Origin of the sequence: Rhodobacter maris (assembly GCF_900217815.1) — a bacterium.
Classification (GTDB): Bacteria; Pseudomonadota; Alphaproteobacteria; order Rhodobacterales; family Rhodobacteraceae; genus Rhodobacter; species Rhodobacter maris.
The window spans coordinates 1-22,491 of sequence record NZ_OBMT01000015.1; the positions used below are offsets into that span (position 1 = coordinate 1).

General features: G+C 63.5%; 24 protein-coding genes. 17 read left to right on the forward strand and 7 right to left on the reverse strand.

The genetic code is table 11. The features are described 5' to 3' along the window. The 3 genes from CRO22_RS15450 to CRO22_RS15460 form a co-directional block, all read right to left on the reverse strand. A partial coding sequence (locus tag CRO22_RS15450) for a ParB/RepB/Spo0J family partition protein (protein ID WP_176518664.1) occupies positions 1 to 926 on the reverse strand: 926 nt, incomplete at its 3' end. A gap of 188 nt (positions 927 to 1,114) precedes the next feature. Next, complete coding sequence (locus tag CRO22_RS15455) at positions 1,115 to 2,221, reverse strand: ParB/RepB/Spo0J family partition protein (RefSeq protein WP_097071064.1); 1,107 nt, start codon at positions 2,219 to 2,221, stop codon at positions 1,115 to 1,117. After that, a complete protein-coding gene (locus CRO22_RS15460) occupies positions 2,218 to 3,525 on the reverse strand; it encodes an AAA family ATPase (RefSeq protein ID WP_097071065.1) in 1,308 nt (435 codons plus the stop codon). Before CRO22_RS15460 ends, CRO22_RS15455 begins: the two co-directional genes overlap by 4 nt. Positions 3,526 to 4,054: 529 nt before the next feature. On the opposite strand from CRO22_RS15460, the gene CRO22_RS15465 reads away from it, so the two are divergent. From CRO22_RS15465 to CRO22_RS15485, 5 genes are all read left to right on the forward strand, one after another. Continuing rightward, positions 4,055 to 4,714 carry a DnaA N-terminal domain-containing protein gene (locus CRO22_RS15465; protein ID WP_342745182.1) on the forward strand — a complete coding sequence of 220 codons (660 nt, stop codon included), beginning with the start codon at positions 4,055 to 4,057 and terminating at the stop codon, positions 4,712 to 4,714. 81 nt (positions 4,715 to 4,795) lie between these two features. Further along, positions 4,796 to 5,038: a type II toxin-antitoxin system Phd/YefM family antitoxin gene (locus tag CRO22_RS15470; protein ID WP_097071145.1), complete on the forward strand. Its 243-nt coding sequence runs from the start codon at positions 4,796 to 4,798 to the stop codon at positions 5,036 to 5,038. Further along, positions 5,038 to 5,439, forward strand: coding sequence for a type II toxin-antitoxin system VapC family toxin (locus CRO22_RS15475; RefSeq protein WP_097071067.1), 402 nt, complete (start codon positions 5,038 to 5,040; stop codon positions 5,437 to 5,439). Before CRO22_RS15470 ends, CRO22_RS15475 begins: the two co-directional genes overlap by 1 nt. Positions 5,440 to 5,981: 542 nt before the next feature. After that, positions 5,982 to 6,209, forward strand: a complete 228-nt coding sequence (locus CRO22_RS15480; RefSeq protein WP_097071068.1) for an AbrB/MazE/SpoVT family DNA-binding domain-containing protein — start codon at positions 5,982 to 5,984, stop codon at positions 6,207 to 6,209. Beyond that, positions 6,199 to 6,594 carry a PIN domain-containing protein gene (locus CRO22_RS15485; protein ID WP_076367677.1) on the forward strand — a complete coding sequence of 132 codons (396 nt, stop codon included), beginning with the start codon at positions 6,199 to 6,201 and terminating at the stop codon, positions 6,592 to 6,594. Before CRO22_RS15480 ends, CRO22_RS15485 begins: the two co-directional genes overlap by 11 nt. 121 nt (positions 6,595 to 6,715) lie before the next feature. Here the strand turns inward: CRO22_RS15485 and CRO22_RS15490 are convergent, their stop codons facing one another. Both CRO22_RS15490 and CRO22_RS15495 read right to left on the reverse strand, forming a co-directional pair. Continuing rightward, on the reverse strand, positions 6,716 to 7,558 hold the full coding sequence (locus CRO22_RS15490) for a hypothetical protein (RefSeq protein ID WP_097071069.1): 843 nt from the start codon (positions 7,556 to 7,558) through the stop codon (positions 6,716 to 6,718). 238 nt (positions 7,559 to 7,796) lie between these two features. Next, positions 7,797 to 8,438 carry a hypothetical protein gene (locus CRO22_RS15495; protein WP_097071146.1) on the reverse strand — a complete coding sequence of 214 codons (642 nt, stop codon included), beginning with the start codon at positions 8,436 to 8,438 and terminating at the stop codon, positions 7,797 to 7,799. 214 nt (positions 8,439 to 8,652) lie between these two features. Here CRO22_RS15495 and CRO22_RS15500 point away from each other — a divergent pair, with 214 nt between their 5' ends. Next, positions 8,653 to 9,906, forward strand: coding sequence for a hypothetical protein (locus tag CRO22_RS15500; RefSeq protein WP_097071070.1), 1,254 nt, complete (start codon positions 8,653 to 8,655; stop codon positions 9,904 to 9,906). Between the two features lie 104 nt (positions 9,907 to 10,010). Further along, positions 10,011 to 10,762 (forward strand): IS5 family transposase gene (locus CRO22_RS15505; protein WP_097071071.1). Its coding sequence is split into 2 segments (ribosomal slippage): positions 10,011 to 10,341 and positions 10,341 to 10,762, totalling 753 coding nucleotides; the frame shifts between segments, so codons are not numbered across the junction. Between the two features lie 519 nt (positions 10,763 to 11,281). Here CRO22_RS15505 and CRO22_RS15510 read toward each other — a convergent pair. Beyond that, positions 11,282 to 11,563 carry a hypothetical protein gene (locus tag CRO22_RS15510; RefSeq protein ID WP_097071072.1) on the reverse strand — a complete coding sequence of 94 codons (282 nt, stop codon included), beginning with the start codon at positions 11,561 to 11,563 and terminating at the stop codon, positions 11,282 to 11,284. 123 nt (positions 11,564 to 11,686) lie between these two features. Here CRO22_RS15510 and CRO22_RS15515 point away from each other — a divergent pair, with 123 nt between their 5' ends. From CRO22_RS15515 to CRO22_RS15545, 7 genes are all read left to right on the forward strand, one after another. Beyond that, positions 11,687 to 12,910: an NnrS family protein gene (locus tag CRO22_RS15515; RefSeq protein ID WP_097071073.1), complete on the forward strand. Its 1,224-nt coding sequence runs from the start codon at positions 11,687 to 11,689 to the stop codon at positions 12,908 to 12,910. A 77-nt stretch (positions 12,911 to 12,987) separates the two neighbouring features. Beyond that, the gene (locus tag CRO22_RS15520) at positions 12,988 to 13,443 is read left to right on the forward strand and encodes a c-type cytochrome (protein ID WP_097071074.1); all 456 of its coding nucleotides are present in this window, start codon (positions 12,988 to 12,990) and stop codon (positions 13,441 to 13,443) included. Between the two features lie 12 nt (positions 13,444 to 13,455). Beyond that, on the forward strand, positions 13,456 to 14,814 hold the full coding sequence (locus CRO22_RS15525) for a cbb3-type cytochrome c oxidase subunit I (RefSeq protein ID WP_097071075.1): 1,359 nt from the start codon (positions 13,456 to 13,458) through the stop codon (positions 14,812 to 14,814). Between the two features lie 5 nt (positions 14,815 to 14,819). Next, positions 14,820 to 15,629: a CbbQ/NirQ/NorQ/GpvN family protein gene (locus CRO22_RS15530; RefSeq protein ID WP_097071147.1), complete on the forward strand. Its 810-nt coding sequence runs from the start codon at positions 14,820 to 14,822 to the stop codon at positions 15,627 to 15,629. Positions 15,630 to 15,633: 4 nt separating this feature from the next. Beyond that, positions 15,634 to 17,550, forward strand: a complete 1,917-nt coding sequence (locus CRO22_RS15535) for a nitric oxide reductase activation protein NorD (RefSeq protein WP_097071076.1) — start codon at positions 15,634 to 15,636, stop codon at positions 17,548 to 17,550. After that, the gene (locus tag CRO22_RS15540) at positions 17,547 to 18,092 is read left to right on the forward strand and encodes a cytochrome c oxidase subunit 3 family protein (protein ID WP_097071077.1); all 546 of its coding nucleotides are present in this window, start codon (positions 17,547 to 17,549) and stop codon (positions 18,090 to 18,092) included. The genes CRO22_RS15535 and CRO22_RS15540 overlap by 4 nt, the downstream gene beginning before the upstream one ends. Next, positions 18,089 to 18,334, forward strand: a complete 246-nt coding sequence (locus tag CRO22_RS15545; RefSeq protein WP_097071078.1) for a cytochrome C oxidase subunit IV family protein — start codon at positions 18,089 to 18,091, stop codon at positions 18,332 to 18,334. Before CRO22_RS15540 ends, CRO22_RS15545 begins: the two co-directional genes overlap by 4 nt. On the opposite strand, the gene CRO22_RS15550 is transcribed toward CRO22_RS15545, so the two are convergent. Next, the gene (locus CRO22_RS15550; protein ID WP_097071079.1) at positions 18,331 to 19,029 is read right to left on the reverse strand and encodes a Crp/Fnr family transcriptional regulator; all 699 of its coding nucleotides are present in this window, start codon (positions 19,027 to 19,029) and stop codon (positions 18,331 to 18,333) included. The two genes, CRO22_RS15545 and CRO22_RS15550, sit on opposite strands and share 4 nt — an antisense overlap. A 144-nt stretch (positions 19,030 to 19,173) precedes the next feature. On the opposite strand from CRO22_RS15550, the gene CRO22_RS15555 reads away from it, so the two are divergent. From CRO22_RS15555 to napA, 3 genes are read left to right on the forward strand one after another with little or no spacing between them, the layout of a single operon-like run. Beyond that, positions 19,174 to 19,728, forward strand: coding sequence for a ferredoxin-type protein NapF (locus CRO22_RS15555; protein WP_097071080.1), 555 nt, complete (start codon positions 19,174 to 19,176; stop codon positions 19,726 to 19,728). Next, positions 19,704 to 19,967 carry a chaperone NapD gene (locus tag CRO22_RS15560; RefSeq protein ID WP_097071081.1) on the forward strand — a complete coding sequence of 88 codons (264 nt, stop codon included), beginning with the start codon at positions 19,704 to 19,706 and terminating at the stop codon, positions 19,965 to 19,967. Before CRO22_RS15555 ends, CRO22_RS15560 begins: the two co-directional genes overlap by 25 nt. A gap of 15 nt (positions 19,968 to 19,982) precedes the next feature. Beyond that, on the forward strand, positions 19,983 to 22,466 hold the full coding sequence (gene napA, locus CRO22_RS15565) for a nitrate reductase catalytic subunit NapA (protein ID WP_097071082.1): 2,484 nt from the start codon (positions 19,983 to 19,985) through the stop codon (positions 22,464 to 22,466). Positions 22,467 to 22,491 lie beyond the last annotated feature (25 nt).

Consider the following 22,491-nt stretch of genomic DNA (forward strand, 5'->3'; position numbering starts at 1 on the left):
GGCGCCGGATCGCCCGCCAGACGCCGCAGCCCGTGGCTGTAGCCATAGGGCAGATCGGTCGCCACCTCGATCCACTTCCAGCCCTCGGCGGCAAGAGCCTCGGCCTCGGCCTGAAGTTTCTCGGCGACCAGCCGGTCGAGCAGGGCAGGGGCCTCGAACCAGCCACCATCATCGCCTTGGAAGAGATCGCGCATCACGACACCGCCAGCGGCTTCATAGGCTTCGACGCCGACGAAGATCGCGCGACGATCCGAGGCGCGCACCGAAGTCTCGGTCAGCATGCGCCGGATCGTGTAGGGCTCCTTGTTCCAGGTGTTCTTCACCGCATCCCAGACCTGGACCTGACGCGCAGGATCGGGGTTCACCGTGAAGGCCATCAGCTGTTCGAGCGTCATGCCATCATCGGCGTAGACCTCGAGCAGGGCAGGGGCCACGGAGGCGAGTTTCAGGCGCTGCTTCACGATCTGCGGCGTGACGAAGAAGGCCGCCGCGATCGCCTCCTCCCCCTGACCTTTCTCGCGCAGAGCCTGAAACGCGCGGAACTGGTCGAGCGGGTGCAGGGCAACACGCTGCATGTTCTCGGCGAGCGAGTCATCCTCGGCAAGGATGTCGGAGGCGGCGTCGCGCAGGATGCAGGGGATCGGCGCGGTCTTCGCCAGCCGCTTTTGCTTGACCAGCAGCGACAGGGCCTGGAACCGGCGACCCCCGGCCGGGATCTCGAACATGCCGGTTTCGACACCTTCGGCATCGAGCACGGGGCGGACATTCAAGCCCTGCAGAAGCCCGCGGCGGGCGATATCTTCCGCCAGTTCCTCGACCGAAACACCCGCCTTGATGCGCCGGACATTGGACTGGCTCAACACGAGCTTGTCGAAGGGGATATCCCGCGAGGGGGACAGGGTGATTTTCTGGGCAGCTTTCGCCATCAGATCTTCTCCGCGACGGGCGCCGGAAGCCTCTCTCCCGATCTCACTTCCCGTCACCCCTCAAACAGCCCCTCTCTCACTTTCAACCCAGGTTGGAGCGGATCGTGAAACGAGATCGCCCGCGCGGATGCCAAAGAGATCGGCATTCGCGCGGGCGAAAAGGGTTGCGATCTTCCCCGCGGGGAAGATCAGGCGATGTCCCCGAGAAGACGGATCAGCGCCGCTTCCAGCTTGCGCCGATCAAGCGCCGAGAAATCACGGTCGAGCTTGATTTCAAGACGCCCATTCGCCGCCGTGCACTTTGCGGCCCCGAGCGGCGAGGCCACCTGAAACGTGGTCTTGGCGCGCGCCGCGGGCCGGGCCTTGGCGGCGCCGGTGCCCACCGGCAAAGCCCCCTGCCCTTCTGCATCGGCCTCCTGCCCCGCGGCCTTGCGCAGAACCTCCAGCTCGTCGGCCACCGAGCGGTTCTCCCAATCGCGCAGCACCGCGCTGATCTGCGCGACCAGTTCGGGCCGCTCCTCGATCGCCGCCGCGAGTTTCAACCCAAGCGCGCGCGGAATATGCGGCGCGAAGCGCAGATCGTCGCCCAGCCGATCCATCACCCGGATGAACTGCCGGATATAGCTGCGCTTCTGATAGCCCGCCGATTTGAACAACTCGGCCACGGCGCGATCTGCATCGCTCTCGGCCGTCTGCGGGTCGCGCGCATAGTTCAGCGCCAGCATCGCCATTTCAGCGAATGAAATGTCCTTGCGCACGAGGTTCTCGTCGACCATGCGCCGATAAAGCCCCTCCAGATCTTCCCCGCGGGGAAGAATGCCGGCGGGAATCCGGCCCCACCGCTCTGCGTCGCCGGTCTCGGCGAGAAGCGCCCTGTAGGCGGCCAGACGACGGAAGCCCTGCACCAGTTCGAACCGGCCATCCTCGCGCGCCTCGACGCGGATCGGGTTCGACAGGCCGATGTCGCGGATCGAGGCCACCAGCTCTGCCAGTTCGAGATCATCGCCCTTGGCCCGGTCGCGCACCAGCTTCCAGCAGTCGATCGCCTCGAGCGCCACCATGTCGACAATCAGACCGAGTCGCTTCATGCGCACATGCTCGGCGGCCAGCGCATCATTCTCCGCGCGGATCCGGTCTTCGAGCGCGCGCCGGTCGCGCAGCGCCTCGGCATTTTCGGAAATGGCAGCGGCCATGGGCGAGCGGCGCGGGGCAGGGGAGGGGGGCTGATCCTTCCCCGCGGGGAAGGTCTGCTCCTCCTCGGGCAGATCGATGTCGAAGGTGCGGCGCTTCTTCATTGCTCATCCTCCATCTTGTCCCATGCCGCCAGCATGCAGGATTTGAATTCCTCGTAAGCGCGATCAAAGGAGGCACGCGCCCGGCGCCAAGTCTCGCGGGTCATGGTGCGATAGTCGATCTCGTAGACCGACGAGAGGAACCGGCCCGATTGCTCGACCGCCCGCGTCATCTCGATCGGCTCCTTGCAGACGGTGTCGCCGAAAACCTTGCAGAAAGCCTCATACATCGCGCGGTGCAATTCGTTTCCCGGCTCGTAGCGCGTCATCAGGAAGCGCATGTCGATGAACGCCTTCGGCAGGCGCATCTTCCCCGCGGGGAAGGTGCCGTCGAACCCATGCGCAAGATCCTCGAGCGCCTCGGCCAACTGCCCGATGAACGAGGTGGTGCTGTCATATTCCCAATAGCCGGGGCCTGAGGGGATATAGAGCACATCGGCCGCAAAGACCGCGTTCATCGATTGATAGCCGATCGCAGGGGGGCAATCGAACAGGATGATGTCATAGGCGTCGCTCGACAGAGCATCGAGGTAGCGCGAGACGGCAGCGAAGAAGGACCAGTCCGGGTTCAGGTGTCGATACTGGGCGCTGGCGAATTCGACGAAGGCGGCGTTGGCGCAGCTGGGAACGATATCGATGGTCGGCCAGGCGGTGGGCCTGATGAAGTCGGTCACCCGAAGATCGCCCAGGCCCAGATCACGCACCGAAGCCGGCAGGCGGCGCTGGGGCAGGGCGGTGCCGCTCTCGGCGGCGCGGGGCGCGGCGTTCATCCGGTCGGTCTCATGCACGAGATCGCGCGCGATGATCCCCCAGACCGTCAGCTCTTCACTGACGTCATGCAGCCCCATCGAATGGGTCAGCGTGGCTTGCGGGTCGAAGTCCACGACCAGCACACGATAGCCATCCAGCGCCGCAGCATGTGCCAAATGCAGCGCCACGGTCGATTTGCCCGCACCTCCCTTGAAGTTCGAGATCGCCGCACGGATCGCACGCTTGCCGGCGGGACGTTTGGGCATGAGCGAGCTGCGGTTGATTTTCATCTTGCGCCGCAGCTCGTTGATCTCGGTCAGCGAGAACCAGCGCTGGCGCCCATCCTCCTCGACTTCCCCGCCGGGAAGGTCGGGGTCGGCGGCGAAGCGCCCGCGAAAGGTCGACTGGTTGATCTTGAAGATCAGCTCCGACACCTCCCACGACGAGAAGCGGCGCAGGGTCTTTTCATGCTCGGGCGAAAAGGTCTGGCGTCGAATAAAGCCCTGCATTTTCAGTGACTGCGCCTGAAGAGCGGCGAGATCTTCGTGGGTGTACATGCTCGGCTCCATTGTCTGGACGTAGATTGTTTGTGCTTTCTGAAATACGATGGATTTGCCAAAACATCAAAACCTAAGTTATGCTCGGATCACGTTTTGTCTCGACGCCGAAATCTCCTTGGTTTTTCGAGCCCTGAGCGATTCGGCATCGGTGCCCGAAGCCCCCAGGCAGGTTGGGTCAGGACCAGAGCGCGGGGGCAAATATTGGGGGGACATTCGGCGCCCCCATCCAAAGATTGAGGGGACATCCATACCCCGATAGGGGGACACTCTGGATGTCCCTCTATACCATTAAGAACCCTTTCTTTTTGATTTTGATCGCGGGTTCGAGACGTCCAAGCTGTGGACTGCGCAAGCCCCTCTTGACAGAATCGCCCGACAGGACGCTAATGCCGACAACGAAATGAAAAACGCTTGGCAGTGGCGTAGAGAGTGGAGAAGCAACGTTCTTCCGAACTCTTTGCAGGATAACAACGTGACTGCCAGTTCATGAGCGGTGGGGCATCGTCTCCGAGGGCAGGACATGTTGATGAAGAAGGCCGTCGGTCGCGGCGGGGCTACGCGCAAATACGATCTGCTGACGATTCTTGGCGTGCATGCGCTGTCGCAGGGGAAGACCTTGCAGAGGCAAACCCTGCGTCTCATCTGTCTGATCACTGCCCGCTACAATTGGCAAAACGATCATCTCTCTGTCGGTCAGAACGAAATCGCCCGGCTTTGGTCGGTCGATACCCGAACGGTCAAGCGCGAGATGGCTGCCTTTCGCGAGCGCGGCTGGTTGATCGAGAAGCGGCCAGCCGCGCGGGGGCGGGTGACCGTCTACGGTCTCGGGATTTCGCGCATTCTGGAAGACACGCGCGCGAGTTGGGAAATGGTCGGGCCCGATCTGGTCGAGCGGCTTGATGGCCCCGCACCCGAGGTCGAGGAGCGCAAGGTGATCCCCTTCCCGCAGGTTGCCTTGCCGGAAGGGCAGGGGGTCTGGCCCAGGATCGCGCGTCGGCTGCAAGAAGAGGATGCGAGTATTTACCGCGCGTGGTTTGCAGCACTCGAAGTGGAGGAGATGGCCGAAGAGCTGTGGCTACGCGCGCCGTCGGCATTTCATGCCGCATATGTGCGCACGCATCACATGTCCCGTTTGGAGGCTGCCCTGGCGCTGGAAGCGCCGGGGTATGGTCTGCGCCTCACCTGACGGTATTGGGCCGGGACACTTGACGAAATGCAGCAGCACTCATAGCTATATGTCTAGACAGGTGGCTAGATGGGTGCCTTAATGTGGACCGTTCAGGATGCCAAGAACAAGTTCAGCGCGGTGGTCGAAGCTGCGCTTGCGGGTCAGCCGCAAGAGGTGAGCCGTAGAGGCAAACCCGCGGTGGTGGTTGTTTCAGTAGAGGACTATCGACGACTTTTGGCCGGGGCGGTGAAAGCGCGCGAGAGCTTTGCGGATCATCTGATGGCGTTTCCTGGTAGCGATGTGCCCCGCGCCACTGTTGCCCCGCGCAATGTAGACTTCTGATGTACATCCTTGATACGAATGTCATTTCTGCTGTGCGTCGTCCCGACCGCGCCCCGAAGGTGGCCGCTTGGCTGCGCGAAAAGGCGGAGCAGGATCTCTTTTTGAGCGTCATCACGCTGGGCGAGATCGAGCGCGGCATTCGTTTGCAGGAACCGCGTGATCCGGACTTTGCGCGAGACCTTCGCGTTTGGCTGGATCGCACCGTTCTGATGTTTTCGGACCGCCTGCTTCCTTTCGAGGCGGAGGATGCGCGGATTTGGGGTCAGCTGTCCGCCGCCGTCGGACACAATGGCGCGGATCTCATGATCGCCGCCTCAGCGCTTCGCCACGGCGCAACGGTCGTGACCGGGAATGTCAGCGATTTCGCCCCGACCGGAGCCATGTTGGAGAACCCTTTTTAGGTGCCTTCATGGAATCGCGGTCGGGACGACGCGTGCTGTGCAAGCGACGTACCCGGCCCAACGCCGCCGGTCGCGCCTCCCGGCGAATGCCGCCGAAGCGGCCGCTCGAGCGCACCGCAGCGACTGGGGTGGTAGCCCAAAAAGGGCGCGCCCGCCGTGCGACGGCATCATCAAGGCGGCTTCATGAGCATGGTCCACCTTCCGAGCTCGGTGGGTTAGATGCCGAGCGATTTGCTTGTATGCAGGCTAGGGCGATCCTTGTCGAGAGCGGCTCACTCCACCCAAGCGCGATTATCGAGGATCGCCTGGCGCAGCGCAGCGCGCAAAAGCACGGGATCGGCCGGGACCTCCATCAAATCCCAAATCCGCGATCACGGTCTGCGCCAGATCAAGGTTGAGCAAAGCCGCCGCTTCGCCCCAATGGGTCAACCGCCGATCCGGGGTTCCTAGCGTACTATCCTGCACTCTCCGGCATCGGACCCCTTGCCCATGCAGCCAGAATGATATACATTATTGATCGTATATCCACGCAGGAGGCCACGATGCAGGTCGCAAAATGGGGCAACTCGCTTGCCGTCCGTTTGCCCGCGGAGCTTGTCCGGGAACTCGGCCTCAAGGAAGGCGATCAGATCGACCTGATCAAGGACGACGGCCAAGTCAGAGTCCGTCGTCTGGCGCGTGCGGATGAGGTGCTGACGGGGCTGCGCCGCTTCCGGGGCAAGTTGCCCGCTGCAGAACGCCTGAGCCGCGACGCCACGCATGAGCGCTGAGTTCGCGGACACGAATGTCGTTCTTTACCTGCTCGACGACAGCCCGAAGGCCGATCGCGCCGAGGTCATCCTGGGGCAGGGGCCCCGGATCAGCGTTCAGGTCCTGAACGAGGCGCTGGTGAACTGCCGCCGCAAGGCTGGCCTGAGTTGGGAGGAAGCAGGGGCGTTTCTCGAGGGCGTGCGTGCCTTGTGCCCTGTCGAAGACCTAACACTTCAGACCCATGACGTCGGTCGCGCCTTGGCGGAACGCTACGGCTTCTCGATCTACGACGCGATGATCGTGGCCAGCGCTTTGGTTGCGGGCTGTACCACGCTGTGGAGTGAGGACATGCAAGATGGTCTGCTGGTAGAAGGCCAGCTTCGCATCATCAACCCCTTTGGGTGAGCGGATAGTTTCTGAGCATGGCGCTGGCCAAAGCATTGTAATCCTTACATGTCGTGGGTGATTGCAACATAGCTCGGCCACTCCAGCAGCCCGAGCCGATCAGCCCGCTCCAGCAGCATCCTCACCGGTTGATCTCACCCGCCAGCACAGCCTGTCCGTGCACTGCGAGGCTGGCCGAGAACCTCGGGCATCCGAAGTCTCGAATGACCTCGAGGATGCGGGCCTCATAGGCCGCTTGTCCGATGAGACGGCACAGGTCTGACGCGTGAAACTGGCGATTCGAAGTTGGAGCTGCCTTGATCCGATCGAGCAACTCCTGCTCCTTCGGTTCCAACACCCGCGGTGGCAGAGATGGCGCTTCCGGACGAGGGGCCGGGCTTGGCGAGGTGCGCCATCGGCGCATGAAACCAAGCAAGAAACCCGCCGGTACCCTGTCATTACCGCGCGCCCGGTTGAACGCGATGAAACGGTCCCAGATCAACTGCGTATCGACGTTCCAGCAGGGCAGGGCCCTTTTGGCGGAGTTGATCGCGTCTGCCCAGCCATTTTGAAAGACGTTTGACGCCGCGACAATGGTGATTTGCCCAGAAAATATAGTTTTGTTAACTTTTTCTTTAGATAGTGTTGTGTCGCCTGTGGCTGACACAGCATCTTGAGATGCTGCCTCGTTTTCAAAAGCCGCGAAGCGAAAGAGCCAAGGCGCGAACTTACCGTTGCGCTTCTCGCGCTGCAGTTTCAAGCCGGATGCCCCGAGTTCATTTAGCAATTCGGTAAGGTACTGGCGCGAGATGCCCATTTTTGCTGCGAGATCGGTGAGGGTAAAAGCCGCTGTCCCGCGCGGCAGGCCGTTGAAACCATCCTTCCATGAAATGGCATCAAGGATGACAGTTGCCAGTTTGTGGGCGGAAACGGATAGTTCGGTCTGGGTGATCCTCCGCAGGATCAGGCCGGTTGTGGGTTCCATGGTCGGTGTCTCCTGAAAGAGACGAGGCCAAGCCGCAAGCAAACAACATTATTGCCAGCAAAACAACTTTGCTGGTTGCGGAAGTTTGGACAGTGCGCTAGAAGACCCTTGTTCACGGGATCTATCTCACGCGGCGTCAGGCTTCACGGCTTGGCGTCGCTTCCCTTTTGGGTTCGGTGCACGGTAAAAGGTGCAAGTTCATCGGGTGCGAGCCAAAATTCTGTAGGCAATCGCAGGTTCAGTAGCGGACTTCCTCGAAGCCGTAGTTTCCTTGGTGATCGCGCCAATCGACGAAGACCGAGCGGTAGTTCACACGGTTGCAATACCCGGTATCGGGTAACTTGGACGCGTTCGGTACTTTGGCCACGTTGGATCGCGCCCAGTGATAATCACCCTGGGTTCCATAGGAACCGAGCCGCGTGGCGTCTGAGGTGATGCACTCGCCGTCACGGTTGGTGCGCTGGCTGAACTGGATGTGAAAGACGCGGATGCTTCGGACAAAGTCGAAGGTGTTTCCCGAGATATCGATGTCAGCCTGTTCGTCAGACTGCACCCGAACCAGAGGCAACGGAGTCTGAAACGCGCTGCCAAACGCAACCTTGTGCAACCGTTCCAGCGGCGAGAGAGGGGCAGGGGCGTTGAACGCGGCCCCCATCGGACAGCGCCAGATTTGTAGCGGCGGCTCGATCGGCCAGGGGGTGATCCTTTGAATGAAAACTGCCCGCGCATGCGCACAGGGCGCCGAAGCTGGCCAACCGCCTGCAAGGCACAGCAAGATTGCGCAATCGACCTGATAAGCCTGCGCCGGCGCGATCGAACCTACGAGGCTCGATACGCTGATGGCTGCGGCAGCGGCCGCAGTTCGGACCCTGTGTTTCATACCGTCGAATCCCTCCATAATGGCTCTGCGATACAAAACAACACTAATGAGGGCAAGAAGATTTCCGCGCCGGGGCTGATTGCCGCTTCATCGAACAAGCCAAACGGCAACGCAAACACGACAACACGTGCTGGAAGTGGTATGTCGGCGGTGTCCTGTCTTCATTCTCATCTTCCCCCGTGCCATAGTTCGGCATAGGCGGAAGAGGTGATAAATGGCACGCAAGCCGACCCATGTATGGTCGTTCAGGCCCGGCATGCGTGCGGGCGCTTTCGGCTGGCGTGGTTCGGCGAAGGCGGCGGAGCGCCTGAAATCGGCGGGCGCCGAGATCATCGCCTTGCGCCGGACCGACCCGGTTACCGCAGCCGAGGGCGTGGTCGTGTTGGCCGAGCGGATCTGGCCCGCCTTCGAACATATCGATACATCCTCTGGCGCTCTTGGCTCGGCGGTGCGGCTAATCCTGGACAAACTCCTGCCGATCCTGATCGATGCCCCCGCCGACGAGAAAGCCCGCGCCAAGTGGCTCGATCGGCTGCGCACGGCGATCCTCGAGGACGGCGTGGACTACCTCGCGCCGATTTCGGATAGGTTCGGCGAGATCGCCGCCTTCCCCGCGTTAAAGAATGCTCATGCGGACCTCGATCTCGATCTGATCCATCGTGCGTGGTCGGATCATGAGCATTATTCCCATGTCCCCACGGCCACCCTTACGCTCTCTTGCCTACTGGAGGCCGGGCGTTTCGACGATTTGCTTGCCCTGCTCGCTGTGAAGAAGACTCGGCTTTGGTTCGATGAGAAATTCGCGGCCGAGGCCCTGCTGCGTCAGGGGCGAGAGGATGACGCACTTGCCCGAGCCGAGGCCCTTCTTGAGGGCAATCAGCGACCTTGGGACTACGGCGATATCGCACGTTTTTGCGAAAGTATCCTAGAGAAGCAGGGCAGGACGGAGGAGGCGTATTGCCGTTTCGGCCTGCCTTCGGCTGCCGGCAATACCTGGCTCGCAATGTGGCGCGATCTGGTAAGGCGCTATCCTGATCGCGATCCCCGAGAGGTGCTGCTGGATCTTGTCGCGCGGCAAGGGCGAAGGGGTAAATGGTTCGCAGCCGCCAAGACGGCCGGTTATCTGGATATCGCGCTCGACTGCGCCGCGGATAGCGAGGCAGCCCCCGCGACCCTCGTCCGCGCAGCGCGGGATTTCAGCGCGAAGGATCCCGCTTTTGCCGCGCGCGTTGCACTGTATGCCATCGCGCACCTGCTCGCCGGTGGTGGGTACGAGCCAAGCCCGCTTGATATCGACGATGCGGTGTCGCAGCTCATGGCGGCCAGCAGCCGGGTTGGTCAGGGGCAATGGGCTATCGACGAGATGCGCCGAATGTCGGAAGGGCAGGCGAGTGAAGATTTCTTGGCCCGCCGCCTGCGGGAAAAACTGGCGGCATTAGAGGAAGAGGCCTCTCGCGCATGCGGCTGAGGTAATTCGGACGTCTCCCGTGTTTCGTGCTAGGGTCTGTTGACGTTTGAGGATTCCCAAATCGGGTTCAGTCTGATTCAAGCTTGCCAACAGGGGAGGCAAACTTGATCCGCACCGTTCTGACCGACACCCAGTGGGCCGCCATAGCTCCGCATTGCCTTGGCCGAGAGTGCGATCCGGGACGCACCGGCCCCGATCCACGGCTTTTCGTCGAAGCGGTGCTCTGGATCGCCCGAACCGGCTGCCCTTGGCGCGACCTGCCGTCCGAATTCGGGAAGTGGAACACCGTGTTCAAACGCTTCCGCCGCTGGGTGAAGGCCGACGCATTCTACACCATGTTCAAAGCGTTAGCCGAAGACGCGGACTTTGAATACGTGATGGCCGATGGCACCATCGTCAAGGTCCACCGCCATGGCCAAGGCGCAAAAGGGGGACTGAAAGCCAGGCCATCGGGCGCTCTCGCGGCGGCGTGACGACGAAAATCATGGCGCTGACCGATGCGCTTGGCAACCTGATCGACTTCCGCCTGCTGCCCGGCCAGGCCCATGATCTGCGTGGCACCGCGGCGCTCATCGCGCGGCTCTCGGGCGGAAAGCTGCTTGCGGACCGGGCGTTTGACGCGAATTGGCTGCGCGAGGCCTTGGCCGAGGCGGCAACCGAGGCGGTGATACCGCCCAAGTCCAACCGACGCTTCCCAGCTGAATTTGACCGTGACACCTACAAGTGGCGCCACTTGATCGAAAACTTCTTCGGAAAGCTCAAGGAATACAGAGGGATCGCCACGCGCTGCTGCAAAACCGACACCAGCTTCACCGCGTTCATCGCCATTGCCGCAACCGTCATTCGTTTGCGGTGAACGTCAACAGGCCCTAGATCTACGAAGCCGCTACTCAAGCGCGCTGGAGCCCTTTGCCGTCGTTCGTGCAGATCACAGCGATAGTCCTAGCGCCGTCGCGGGGGGCGGTGAGCCGACCTTGATCTCGCGGCATTGCGGGCGCAGAAACCGGCGATAGCCGCCGTTCGCGCTGCGCCCCGGGCGCGGCAAGATGCGCAGAAAGGGGCAATTGTAACGTCATGGGATCGGGTTGCTCTGATCGGTAAGCTGGGCCCCGAGCTGCCTTTCGACCGTCCGGCCATTCCCACCGGAGCAGCCGTTTGAACGCTCCGTATTGGAACCGATCAGCACATTTCTTGATCATGCCCAGGCAGCTTCCAAGAATGAAATACAGGGGCCTATTCCCGCCCTCTCGAAGAAATTCGCGCGCAGGACTTCTCTTCCGACCGTCAGAATTGGGCACTTGGGGGCTCGGTTGAAAACAAGATGCCCCGACGGCACTCGTTCCGACCGATGCGCAGATTATTGGAAGCGGTCGCGTCAGAGCCCACCCGCTTCCGCCAGCAAGCTTCGAACCCAACGCGCGGCAAGAACACTGGCGTGAAGACCCAGCGGCAGTGCCCAAAGCAGTGCCGCGGTCGGAGAAAGCGCCGCAAAGCCAAGTGATTGCCCCATGAGGCTGAGCATGAACAGGTTGATCGCCACCGCCGCCGTGACGAACGGATAGAGCAGCAGCCCAAGGCGCGAGAGGCGCGGCAACCGATCTGAAGGTTCCGCGTCCTCGGGGCGGACGCCGCCGGCTGTGGGGGATGATGCCGTCATGCGGGCCTCCAATACCTTTCCCGTTTCCGGGATGCCCCGCGGCGCAGTGCCAATCCTTGACTTTCATCAAGGGGGCCGGGGCGCTTTGCAGCAAGTTGGGGCTTGATCGCGAAAGGACCTGTCATGACTGCCCTCAAACGCCTTTTCTCGGAAGGCTTCCGTGTGTTTTTTCTGCTGGCCGGGCTTTGGGGCACGGTCGCGATGCTCGTTTGGGGGCTTTGGTTGGCCGTGCATGGCTTGGGCGGAATGATGGATCTGCCCGCCGATCTGCCCCCGCAGTGGTGGCACGGCCACGAGATGATCTTCGGTTTCGGCACCGCCGCCGCAGCGGGCTTCCTGCTGACCGCGGTGCCGAACTGGACCGGCGCGCCCCCGGCGGGGCGGCGCTTCCTGATCCCGGCGGCGGCGCTTTGGCTGGCCGGGCGGGCGGGCCTGTGGCTCTGGGGGATCGTGCCGGGGCCGGTGGCCGCGGTGCTGGCGCTGGCGTTCCTGCCGGTTCTGGCGGCGCGGATCTGGGCCATGCTGCGGGCCGCACCGAAACCCGCCAATCTGATGGTGCTGGCGCTGGTCGGGCTGATCTGGCTGGCGCAACTTCGGGTGATGCTGGATGCGGTGGGCTGGGCGGGCGGCGATGCCCCGGCCGGGCTGCACGGGGCGATTGCCACGCTGATCGCGCTGATCATCGTCATCGGCGGGCGCATCACCCCGGCCTTTACCCGCAACGCGCTGGCGCGCAAGGCTATGCTGGCCGGGGCCGCCCCCGACCTTGGCACGTCGAAAGCCCCCGGCCTGCCGGTCAGCCTACCCATGCTGGAACGCACCACCCTTGCCGCCGCGATCAGTGCCGCCGTGGCGATCACCCTTGGCCTGCCTGATGCGGTGATCGGCACGGCCGAACTGACATTGGGCGTAGCGCAGCTGTTCCGCATTGCGCGCTGGCAAGGCTGGGCGGTTCGGGGGGAACCGATTCTGGCGGTGCTGCATGGCGCCATGGCGCTTGTGGGCCTTGGCGCGCTGTTGCAGGGCTTGGCCGCCTTCGGCATCGGATCCGAGATCGGCGCGATGCATTTTTCCGCCGTCGGCGGCATCGGTACGATGGTGATGGCGGTGATGAGCCGCGCCACGCTGGGCCATACTGGCCGCGCGCTTCGGGCCCCCTTCCCGGTCGCGCTGGCCTATGCGCTGATCCCGCTTGCCGCGCTGATCCGCTGGGCCGCCGCCGTCGGGCCGTTGGCGCTTTATTACCCCGGCACGATCCTTGCCGCGACGCTCTGGGCGCTGGCTTTCGCACTTTACCTGATCGCGCTGGCCCCCGCCCTTCTGGGGCCGCGCCGAATTCCTGAGTGATTGACTTTCGTTAAGGCGAGTCACCCTTCCGGCTGGCTTGGTGACGTCACCCAAGAAACCTCTGAAGGGACGGCGCAATGCGCGAAACCATGACCAAGAGCATGGCCCGCAACATATTTTATGGCGGATCACTGTTCTTCATTGCGATCTTTCTGGGCCTGTCGGCCCAGAGTCACCGCTACATCGTCACCACCTCCACCAATGCCGAAACGCTGACGCCCTCGGTCGTCGCGGGCAAGCGGATCTGGGAACAAAAGGCCTGCATCGACTGCCACACGATCATCGGCGAGGGCGCCTATTTCGCCCCGGAGCTGTCGAATGTGATGACGCGCTGGGGCATTGAACCGGGCGATCATGCGGGCGCCAAGGATGCGCTGGCGGCCTGGATGGGTGCGATGCCCTCGGGCGTCGAGGGGCGGCGGCAGATGCCGCATTTCGACCTGACCGACGCGCAATATCAAGACCTCGCCGATTTTCTGCTTTGGGTGGACACGATCGACACCCAGGGCTGGCCGCCGAATGACGCGGGCTGAGGGGGAAAGACCATGAAATACCAAACCCAGAAAATTGCGCTCGCCTATATGGGCACGGCGCTTGGCCTTTTCGCCATTCAGGTGCTGATGGGCCTGATCATCGGCTGGATCTATGTTCAGCCGAATTTCCTGTCGGAACTTCTGCCCTTCAACATCGGCCGGATGCTGCACACCAATGCGCTCATTGTCTGGCTGATCCTTGGCTTTTTCGGCGCCGCCTATTTCCTGATCCCCGAGGAAAGCGAACGCGAGATTCATTCGCCCTTCCTTGCCTATCTGCAACTGGCGATCCTTGTGGTGGGCACCTTGGGCGCGGTGCTGACCTACACCTTCAACCTGTTTGAGGGAAACATCCTTCTGGGCAAGGACGGGCGCGAGTTTCTGGAACAGCCGCTTTGGGTCAAGGGCGGCATCGTCGTCGCGGCGCTGATTTTCCTTTTCAACGTCTCGATGACGGTGCTGAAGGGGCGCAAGACCGCGATCACCAATATCCTGCTGCTCGGCCTCTGGGGTCTGGCGCTGTTGTTCCTGTTCGCCTTTTACAACCCCGGCAATCTCGCGCTGGACAAGCAATACTGGTGGTATGTCGTCCATCTGTGGGTCGAAGGCGTGTGGGAACTGATCATGGCCGCGATCCTCGCCTACCTGATGCTCAAACTGACCGGCGTCGACCGCGAAGTGGTGGAAAAGTGGCTTTACGTCATCGTGGCGCTCTCGCTGTTTTCGGGCATACTCGGCACCGGGCACCATTACTACTGGATCGGCACGCCGGGCTATTGGCAGTGGATCGGCTCGATCTTCTCGTCACTCGAGGTGATCCCCTTCTTCGCGATGATGGCTTTCGCCTTTGTCATGGTCTGGAAGGGCCGCCGCGATCACCCGAACAAGGCGGCGCTGCTGTGGTCGCTGGGCTGCGCCACGCTGGCCTTCTTTGGCGCGGGCGTCTGGGGCTTCTTGCACACGCTGCACGGGGTGAACTTCTACACACACGGCACGCAGATCACCGCCGCGCATGGCCACCTGGCCTTCTTCGGCGCCTATGTCTCGCTGAACCTTGCGATCATGTCCTATGCCTTCCCGATGCTGCGCGGGCGTGACCCTTACAACCAAGTGCTCAACATGGCCTCGTTCTGGCTGATGTCGGGCGGGATGGTGTTCATGACCTTCACGCTGACCTTTGCGGGCACGGTGCAGACCCATCTGCAACGGGTGATGGGCATGGCCTACATGGAGGTGCAGGATCAGCTTTGGCTGTTCTATGTCATGCGCTTTGGCTCGGGCGTGGCGGTGGTGCTGGGCGCTGGCCTCTTCATCTACGCGCTGGCGATGCCGCGCCGTGAAGTCGTCGCCCGTGCCGTGGCCGCGGAGTGATGCCGATGAACGCACATGTCACAGACTTGGAGGGGGCGGCTTCGGCCCCCTTCTACCTGCCGCAAGGCGATGAATGCACGGTCTTTGCCGCCGCCGCGACCGCTGATCTGCCGGTGCTTTTGAAAGGGCCGACCGGCGTCGGCAAGACCCGCTTCGTCGCCCATATGGCGGCGCGGCTGAACCGCCCGCTTTACACCGTCGCCTGTCACGACGACCTGTCCGCGGCTGACCTCATCGGGCGCTATCTTCTGAAAGGCGGGGAAACCGTCTGGGTAGATGGCCCGCTGACCCGTGCCGTGCGCGAAGGGGCGATCTGTTACCTTGACGAGGTGGTCGAGGCCCGCAAGGACGTGACCGTGGTGCTGCACCCGCTGACCGACGATCGTCGCATCCTGCCCATCGACCGAACCGGCGAGGAGTTGCAGGCTGCCCCGGGCTTCATGCTGGTGGCGTCTTACAACCCCGGCTATCAGAACGTGCTGAAAACGCTGAAACCTTCGACACGGCAACGGTTCGTTGCGCTCGATTTCGACTTTCCGGCCCCGGCTCTGGAAACCCGCATCGTGGCACAGGAATCCGGCCTGCCCGAGGATCGCTGCGCCGGTCTGGTCCGCCTTGCGGGCAAGCTGCGCGGGCTCAAGGGGCAGGATCTGGAGGAAGGTGTTTCGACCCGGTTGGTCGTCTATGCGGCCACGCTGATCGCGCAAGGAATGGGGGTCGATCGCGCCATCGAGGCGGCGATGATCGAGCCGCTCTCTGACGATGCCGACGTGAAACGCGGGTTGCGCGACCTTGTGGCCGCAGTGTTCGGGTAACGCCATGACCCGGATCGATTTCGAACCCTGGGAGCCCGAGGAAAGCGTCGGCAAGTTGTGGCACCGCTTCGCCTTGGGGCTGGATGCGCCCGTTTCGCATGACGCGGCAAGGGTCGATCTGACCGAGGTCGCTGGGCGGCTCGCCGTGCTGTATCGCGGTCTCGGCGGCGCGCCCGCCACCGAGATCCGCCCGGTGGCCGAGGAAACCAGCCGCCACCGGCTGTCCTTCCGCCGCCGTCTGGGGGTCGAGGCCGAAGCCACCCCCCGCGCTTCCTTCGATGGCGAGGCCTTGCGGCTTCCGGCCTCGCTTGCCCTTTTCCCGGCGCGAGAAGCCAACGCCGCCACTTACCTTTGGCTGGCCGCCTGCGCCGCCCTTGCCCCTGCGCCGCAAACACCGCCCGAAGACCCGCTGGCGGCCGATCTGTCCCGGATCGCCACGGCCCGCGCCATGGTCGCGGCGACGCTTTCCGAAGCCCCGGGCCTTGCGCCCCTTTACGCCGATCTCTGCGCCGCCACCTTGGCCACGCGACCCCGCCCCGCGCTGCCGCCCGTTGAAGCCGCGGTGGAAGCCCTGATCCGCGCGGAACTGGGCGACACCTCCCCCTTGCCCGCACTGGCCCTTGACCTGCCCGCAAAAGCCCCCCGCAGCTACCGCCTGGCCCGCCCGGTCACGCTTTGGCCCGATCTGCGGCCCCTGACCCTGTCGGACGGTTCCGGCGTCGAAACCCGCGATGCCGCCCCGGCTGATGAGGCGACAAGCGGAGAGGAAAAAACCCACCGCGCCCGGCGCCACAAAGCCGATCAGGCGGAACGCGCCGACAGTTTCATCCTGCACAAGTTCGAAGCGATCCTGTCCTGGGCCGAGTTTCTCAACCTCAACCGCCGGGTCGAGGATGACGAAAACGACGACGCGAAAAAGGCCGCGGACGATCAGGAAGAACTGGGGCTTGGCCAGATTTCCAAGGCACCGGCCACGCGGTTGAAGCTGCATCTGGACCTTGCCCCCGAGGATGCCGCGCGAGAACGGCTTTCTGGCCGCCATCTTTACCCGGAATGGGAGGTGCGGTCGGGTCGCTATCTGCCCGATCATTGCGTCGTGCTTGCAAGCCATGCCGAGCCCAGCGGAACGCCCCCCGCCTTTCGCACAGATCAGGCCTCCGCGCGCCGAATCCGCGCCGTGCGCGCGCAGTTCGAGGCGCTGCGGCCCGGGCGGATCTTCACCACCGGGCATCTCGACGGCGACGAGATCGACCTTGAAGCCACCGTCCGTGCCGCCACCGATCTGCGCGCGACGGGCACGGCTTCGGCGCGACTGTGGAAGCAATCGCGGCCGCAAAGGCGCGATCTGGCGGTGTCGATCCTGCTTGACGTGTCCCGCTCCACCGAAAGCGCGGTGGCGGGCCGGGCGGTGATCGACATTGAACGCGAGGCCTTGGCCGCCTTGGCCTGGGGTCTGGATGCCACGGGCGACGATGTTGCGATCAACGCCTTTTCCTCGCTCAAGCGCGACCGGGTTTTCCTGCTCACCTGCAAGGACTTCGGCGAGAAGATGGGGCCAGCGGTCGAAGCTCGCATCGCCGGTCTGCGCCCCGGTTTCTATACCCGTCTGGGCGCCGCGGTCCGCCATGCCTCGGCGGGCCTCGCCCAACAGGGGCGCAAACGGCGACTGCTCTTGGTCATCACCGACGGCAAACCGAATGACCTTGACCATTACGAGGGCCGCCACGGTCTTGAAGACAGCCGCATGGCTGTGCGCGAGGCGCGAATGGCCGGGCAATCGGTCTTTGGCATCACCGTCGAGCGCGAGGCGAAGGCGTCCTTTGCCCGCATCTTTGGCCAAGGCGGCTTTGCGGTGATCCCCCATGCCGATCACCTGACGGCAGCGCTGCCCGAGATCTGGCGCCATCTGGTGGGCGCATGAACGCGGATTCGTCGATCGACGATCTGCCCGGCGATCTGATGATCTGGGTGCTGATCGTCTCGGAACTGCTGGTCTTCGGCGCGGGGATGCTCGCCTTTCTGGCCGTGCGCCTGACCGATCCGGCAGGTTTTGCCGAAGCCCAAAGCCACCTGCACCGCACCGGCGCCGGGGTGAACACGCTTGTGCTCGTCACTTCGGGCTGGCTCGCGGCGCTTGGCGTGCAGGCGGCCGAGGCCGGGCGGGTGATCCGGTTGCGGCTATGCCTTGCGGCGGCCTCGGCGTTGGGGGGGATCTTTCTTGTCCTCAAGGCTTCGGAATACAAAGATCTTTTCGCCCAAGGCATCGGAACCGAGACGCATCCGTTCTTTACCTTCCATCTGCTGCTTACGGGCTTTCACGCCGCCCATGTCGCGGCGGGCATTCTTGTGCTGGCGCTGGTAGCCACGGCTGCTCGCCCCCGCGCCGTCGAAACCGGGGTCGCGTTCTGGCACATGGTCGATCTGGTCTGGGTGCTGCTGTTCCCGGTGATCTATCTGCTATGAGCCTGACCCGTACCTGGACCGCGCTGATCGCGGCGTCGCTCGCCTCCACCGCACTGGCGGCCTCGGGTCTGACCGGCCGGGCCTTCGCGCTGGCCGTGCTGGCGCTGGCCTGGGTCAAGGCCGAACTGATCCTGCGCCGCTATCTGCACCTTGCCCGCGTGCCTGCAATCGCGCGCGGCTTCAGCCTTGGGCTGGCGATTTTCCTGATGCTTGCGGCAGGTTTTGCGCTGATCCCGGCCTAGCGCGACCAAGACAGGCCGGGGTCTTCCTCGACATAGTCGCGCAGTACCGCGACCTCCTCGATTTCCGCCACCGACTGACGCACCTGCACGCCCTTTTCACGCAACCGCGCAAAGGCGCGGCTCAGGCTTTCCGGCTTCATCCCCAGACGCCCGGCAATCAGCACCTTGTCATAGGGCAGCACGACGGCACAGGGGCCGCGCTCCTCGGTTGCATGTTCCAGCAGGAATTCCGCCACGCGCTGCGCCCCCGAGCGTGCCTTCAGCTGCTCGATCTGCCCCACCAGCCGGTGCAGATGCGCGAAGGTCGCGGCCAGAAGCGACACCGCCAACCCCGGCTGCCGCTCGATCAGGCGCAGGATTTCCGCCGTCTCGATCCGCACCAGCACGACATCGGTCGCGGCTTCGGCGGAAACCGGATAGCTGCCGCCGGTAAAGGCCACCGCCTCGCCAAAACTGTCGCCGCGGGTAAAGACGCTCACCACCGCCTCCGAGCCGTTCGGCGCGACGCGGTAAAGCTTCACCCAGCCCTCGACCACGACATAGACCGAGTTCGCCTCTTCGCCCTGCAGGAAGATTGTCGCGCCGCGATCAAAGGCCCGCTCGCGCGCCGTGGCGAGGATCAGATCCTGCGCCGGTTTCGGCACATTGCCCAGAAGCAGGGATTTTCGGGCGATCCGGTCGGCATCGGGTTTCATCGGCGGCACTCTCCTTGACCGGGATATCGCAAGACCACTTGGCGAGCGGAAGTCAGAGGTGGCGAAAGACGCCGCCCGCCTAACCAAAGTCAAGGCAGCAGATCACCGAAGCGTGATGATGCGGGCAAGCGCAACGAGGTCGCAATGACACCGGGTTTGACCCCATCCCCTTCGACACAGGGCCCGCAGGCGGGGGCGTTCAACCGTCGCAACCTGCTGCGGGGCCGGATGCGGGCGGAAACTCTGCCGCGCCCGCCGGGGGCTGGGGCGACATTCGTGCGCGACTGCACGCAATGCGGAGACTGTGCCCGCGCCTGCCCGCCGGGGATCATCCTGCGCGATGGCGAAGGATTTCCGGTTCTGGACCTGCGGATTGGCGGCTGCACGTTTTGCGGCGCCTGCACCACATCCTGCGCCCCCGGGGCGTTGCAGCCGGGGTTTCCCTTCCCCTGGCGCGTCGCGGTGGGCGCGGGGTGCCTGTCAAGCGCGGGCACCGGCTGCCGGATCTGCGAAGACCAATGCGACGCCGCTGCGATCCGCTTCCGCCCCGCCCTTGGCGGGCGTGCGACGCCGACCATCGATCCCGCCGCCTGCACCGGCTGCGGCGCCTGCATCGCGCCCTGCCCAGCAGGGGCGCTTGCCCTTTCCCCCATCCCCACAGCGGAGCCTGCATCATGCACAACATCTGTGGCTGTCTGATCCAGACCGCCCCCGCCCTTGCCCCCGCGGCCCGGGTCGCAATTGCCGCCTCCGCGGGTTGCGAGGTCCATGCCGAAGATCGCGGCCGCCTTGTCGTGACCGTCGAGGATACGCCCGAGCGCCGCGCCGCCGACATCATCATGGACCTGCACCAGATCCCCGGCGTGCTCGGCGTGACCCTGACCTACCACCATTTCGAGGCGCTCGACGACGACGCGCCGCGCGCAACCGCCGCCTGATCCCGGAGACCCGCCATGACGCTGACCCCCTCTCGCCGCAGCCTGCTCAAGGCCACCGCCGCCGCCGCAACCGCCGCCGCTGCGGGCATTCCGTTGCCAGCCCTTGCACAGACGGGCGATGCCGACATCCGCTGGGACAAGGCCGCCTGCCGCTTTTGCGGCACCGGCTGTTCGGTGCTGGTCGGAACCAAGGATGGCCGCGTCGTCGCCACCCAAGGCGACCCGGAAGCCGCGGTGAACCGGGGGCTGAACTGCATCAAGGGCTATTTCCTGTCGAAGATCATGTATGGCAAGGACCGCCTGACGCAACCGATGCTGCGCAAGACGAATGGCGTCTACGACAAGGAAGGCGAATTCACCCCCGTCAGCTGGGATGAAGCCTTCGACATCATGGCCGAGAAATGGAAGGCGACGCTGAAGGCCAAGGGGCCGGACGGCATCGGCATGTTCGGCTCGGGCCAGTGGACAATCTGGGAGGGATACGCCGCGGTCAAGCTGATGAAGGCCGGGTTCCGCTCGAACAACCTCGACCCGAATGCGCGTCATTGCATGGCCTCGGCCGTGGCAGGCTTCATGCGCACCTTCGGCATCGACGAGCCGATGGGCTGCTATGATGATTTCGAACAGGCCGACACGTTTGTGCTCTGGGGCTCGAACATGGCCGAGATGCACCCGATCCTGTGGTCGCGCCTGACCGACACGCGGCTGACTAAGCCCGATGCGCAGGTGCATGTGCTTTCGACCTATGAGCACCGCAGCTTTGAACTCGCCGACAACGGGATGGTGTTCAAGCCGCAGACCGACCTTGCGATCCTGAACTTCATCGCCAACCACATCATCACCACGAACCGGGTGAACTGGGATTTCGTCAACGCGCATACGGTGTTTTCCAAGACCCAGACCGACATCGGTTACGGTCTGCGCCCGACCCATCCGCTGGAAGAAGGCGTGGACCCGAAGACCACCGGCAAGATGGATCCGATCGATTTCGAGACCTACAAGGCCTCGGTCGCGGCCTACACCGTGGAATATGTCTCGGAATTGTCGGGCGTGCCTGCCGAAAGCCTGATCAAGCTGGCCGAACAATATGCCGACCCCAATCGCAAGGTGATGAGCCTCTGGACAATGGGGTTCAACCAGCACACGCGGGGGAGTTGGGCGAATTCGCTGTGCTACAACATCCACCTGCTGGTCGGCAAAATCTCGGAACCGGGCAACTCGCCCTTCTCGCTCACCGGGCAGCCCTCGGCCTGCGGCACGGCGCGCGAGGTCGGCACCTTTGCGCATCGTCTGCCCGCCGACATGGTGGTGACGAACGAAGATCACCGCAAACATGCCGAGGAGCTTTGGGGCCTGCCCGCTGGCACGATCAACGAAAAGATCGGCGCCCATGCGGTGTTGCAAAACCGGCTGCTGAAGGATGGCAAGATCAACGCCTATTGGGTGCAATGCACCAACAACATGCAAGCCGCCGCCAACATGAACGAGGAGACCTGGCCCGGCTATCGCAACCCGGAAAACTTCATCGTCGTCTCGGACCCCTATCCGACGATCACCGCGATGGCCGCCGACCTGATCCTGCCGACCGCGATGTGGGTGGAAAAAGAGGGGGCTTACGGCAACGCCGAGCGGCGCACGCAATTCTGGCGCCAGCAGGTGGTGGCACCGGGCGAGGCGAAGTCGGATCTGTGGCAGCTGGTCGAGTTTTCCAAGCGCTTCAAGGTCGAGGAGGTCTGGCCCGAGGAACTGATCGCGCAGAAACCCGAGTTGCGCGGCAAGACGCTTTATGACGTTCTCTTCGCCAATGGCGTCGTGAACAAATTCCCGATGTCGGACACCTACAAGGGCTTCGAGAACGTCGAGTCGAACCACTTCGGCTTCTATCTGCAAAAGGGCCTGTTCGAGGAATATGCGAGCTTCGGGCGCGGCCACGGCCACGACCTTGCACCCTTCGACAGCTACCATCAGGCGCGCGGCCTGCGCTGGCCGGTCGTCGATGGCAAGGAAACGCTTTACCGCTTCCGCGAGGGCTACGACCCCTATGTGAAGCCCGGCGAGGGCGTGAAGTTTTACGGCAACAAGGACGGCAAGGCGAAGATCATCTTCGCCCCCTACGAGGCGCCGCCCGAAAGCCCGGATGACGAGTTTGACCTTTGGCTCTCGACGGGCCGGGTGCTGGAACACTGGCATTCGGGCTCGATGACGCGCCGTGTGCCGGAGCTGCACAAGGCCTTCCCGGCCGCGGTGGTGTTCATGAACCCCGACGATGCGATGGCGCGGGGGCTGAAACGCGGGCAGGAAGTGAAAATCTCCTCGCGGCGCGGTTCCATCGTCAGCCGCATCGAGACGCGGGGCCGCAACAAGCCGCCGAAGGGGCTCGTCTTCGTGCCGTGGTTCGACGAGGGGCAGCTGATCAACCAGCTGACCTTGGATGCGACGTGCCCGATCTCGAAGGAAACCGACTACAAGAAATGCGCCGTCAAGGTCGAGCGCGTCTGATCCAATCCCTTGTGAGATAAGGAGA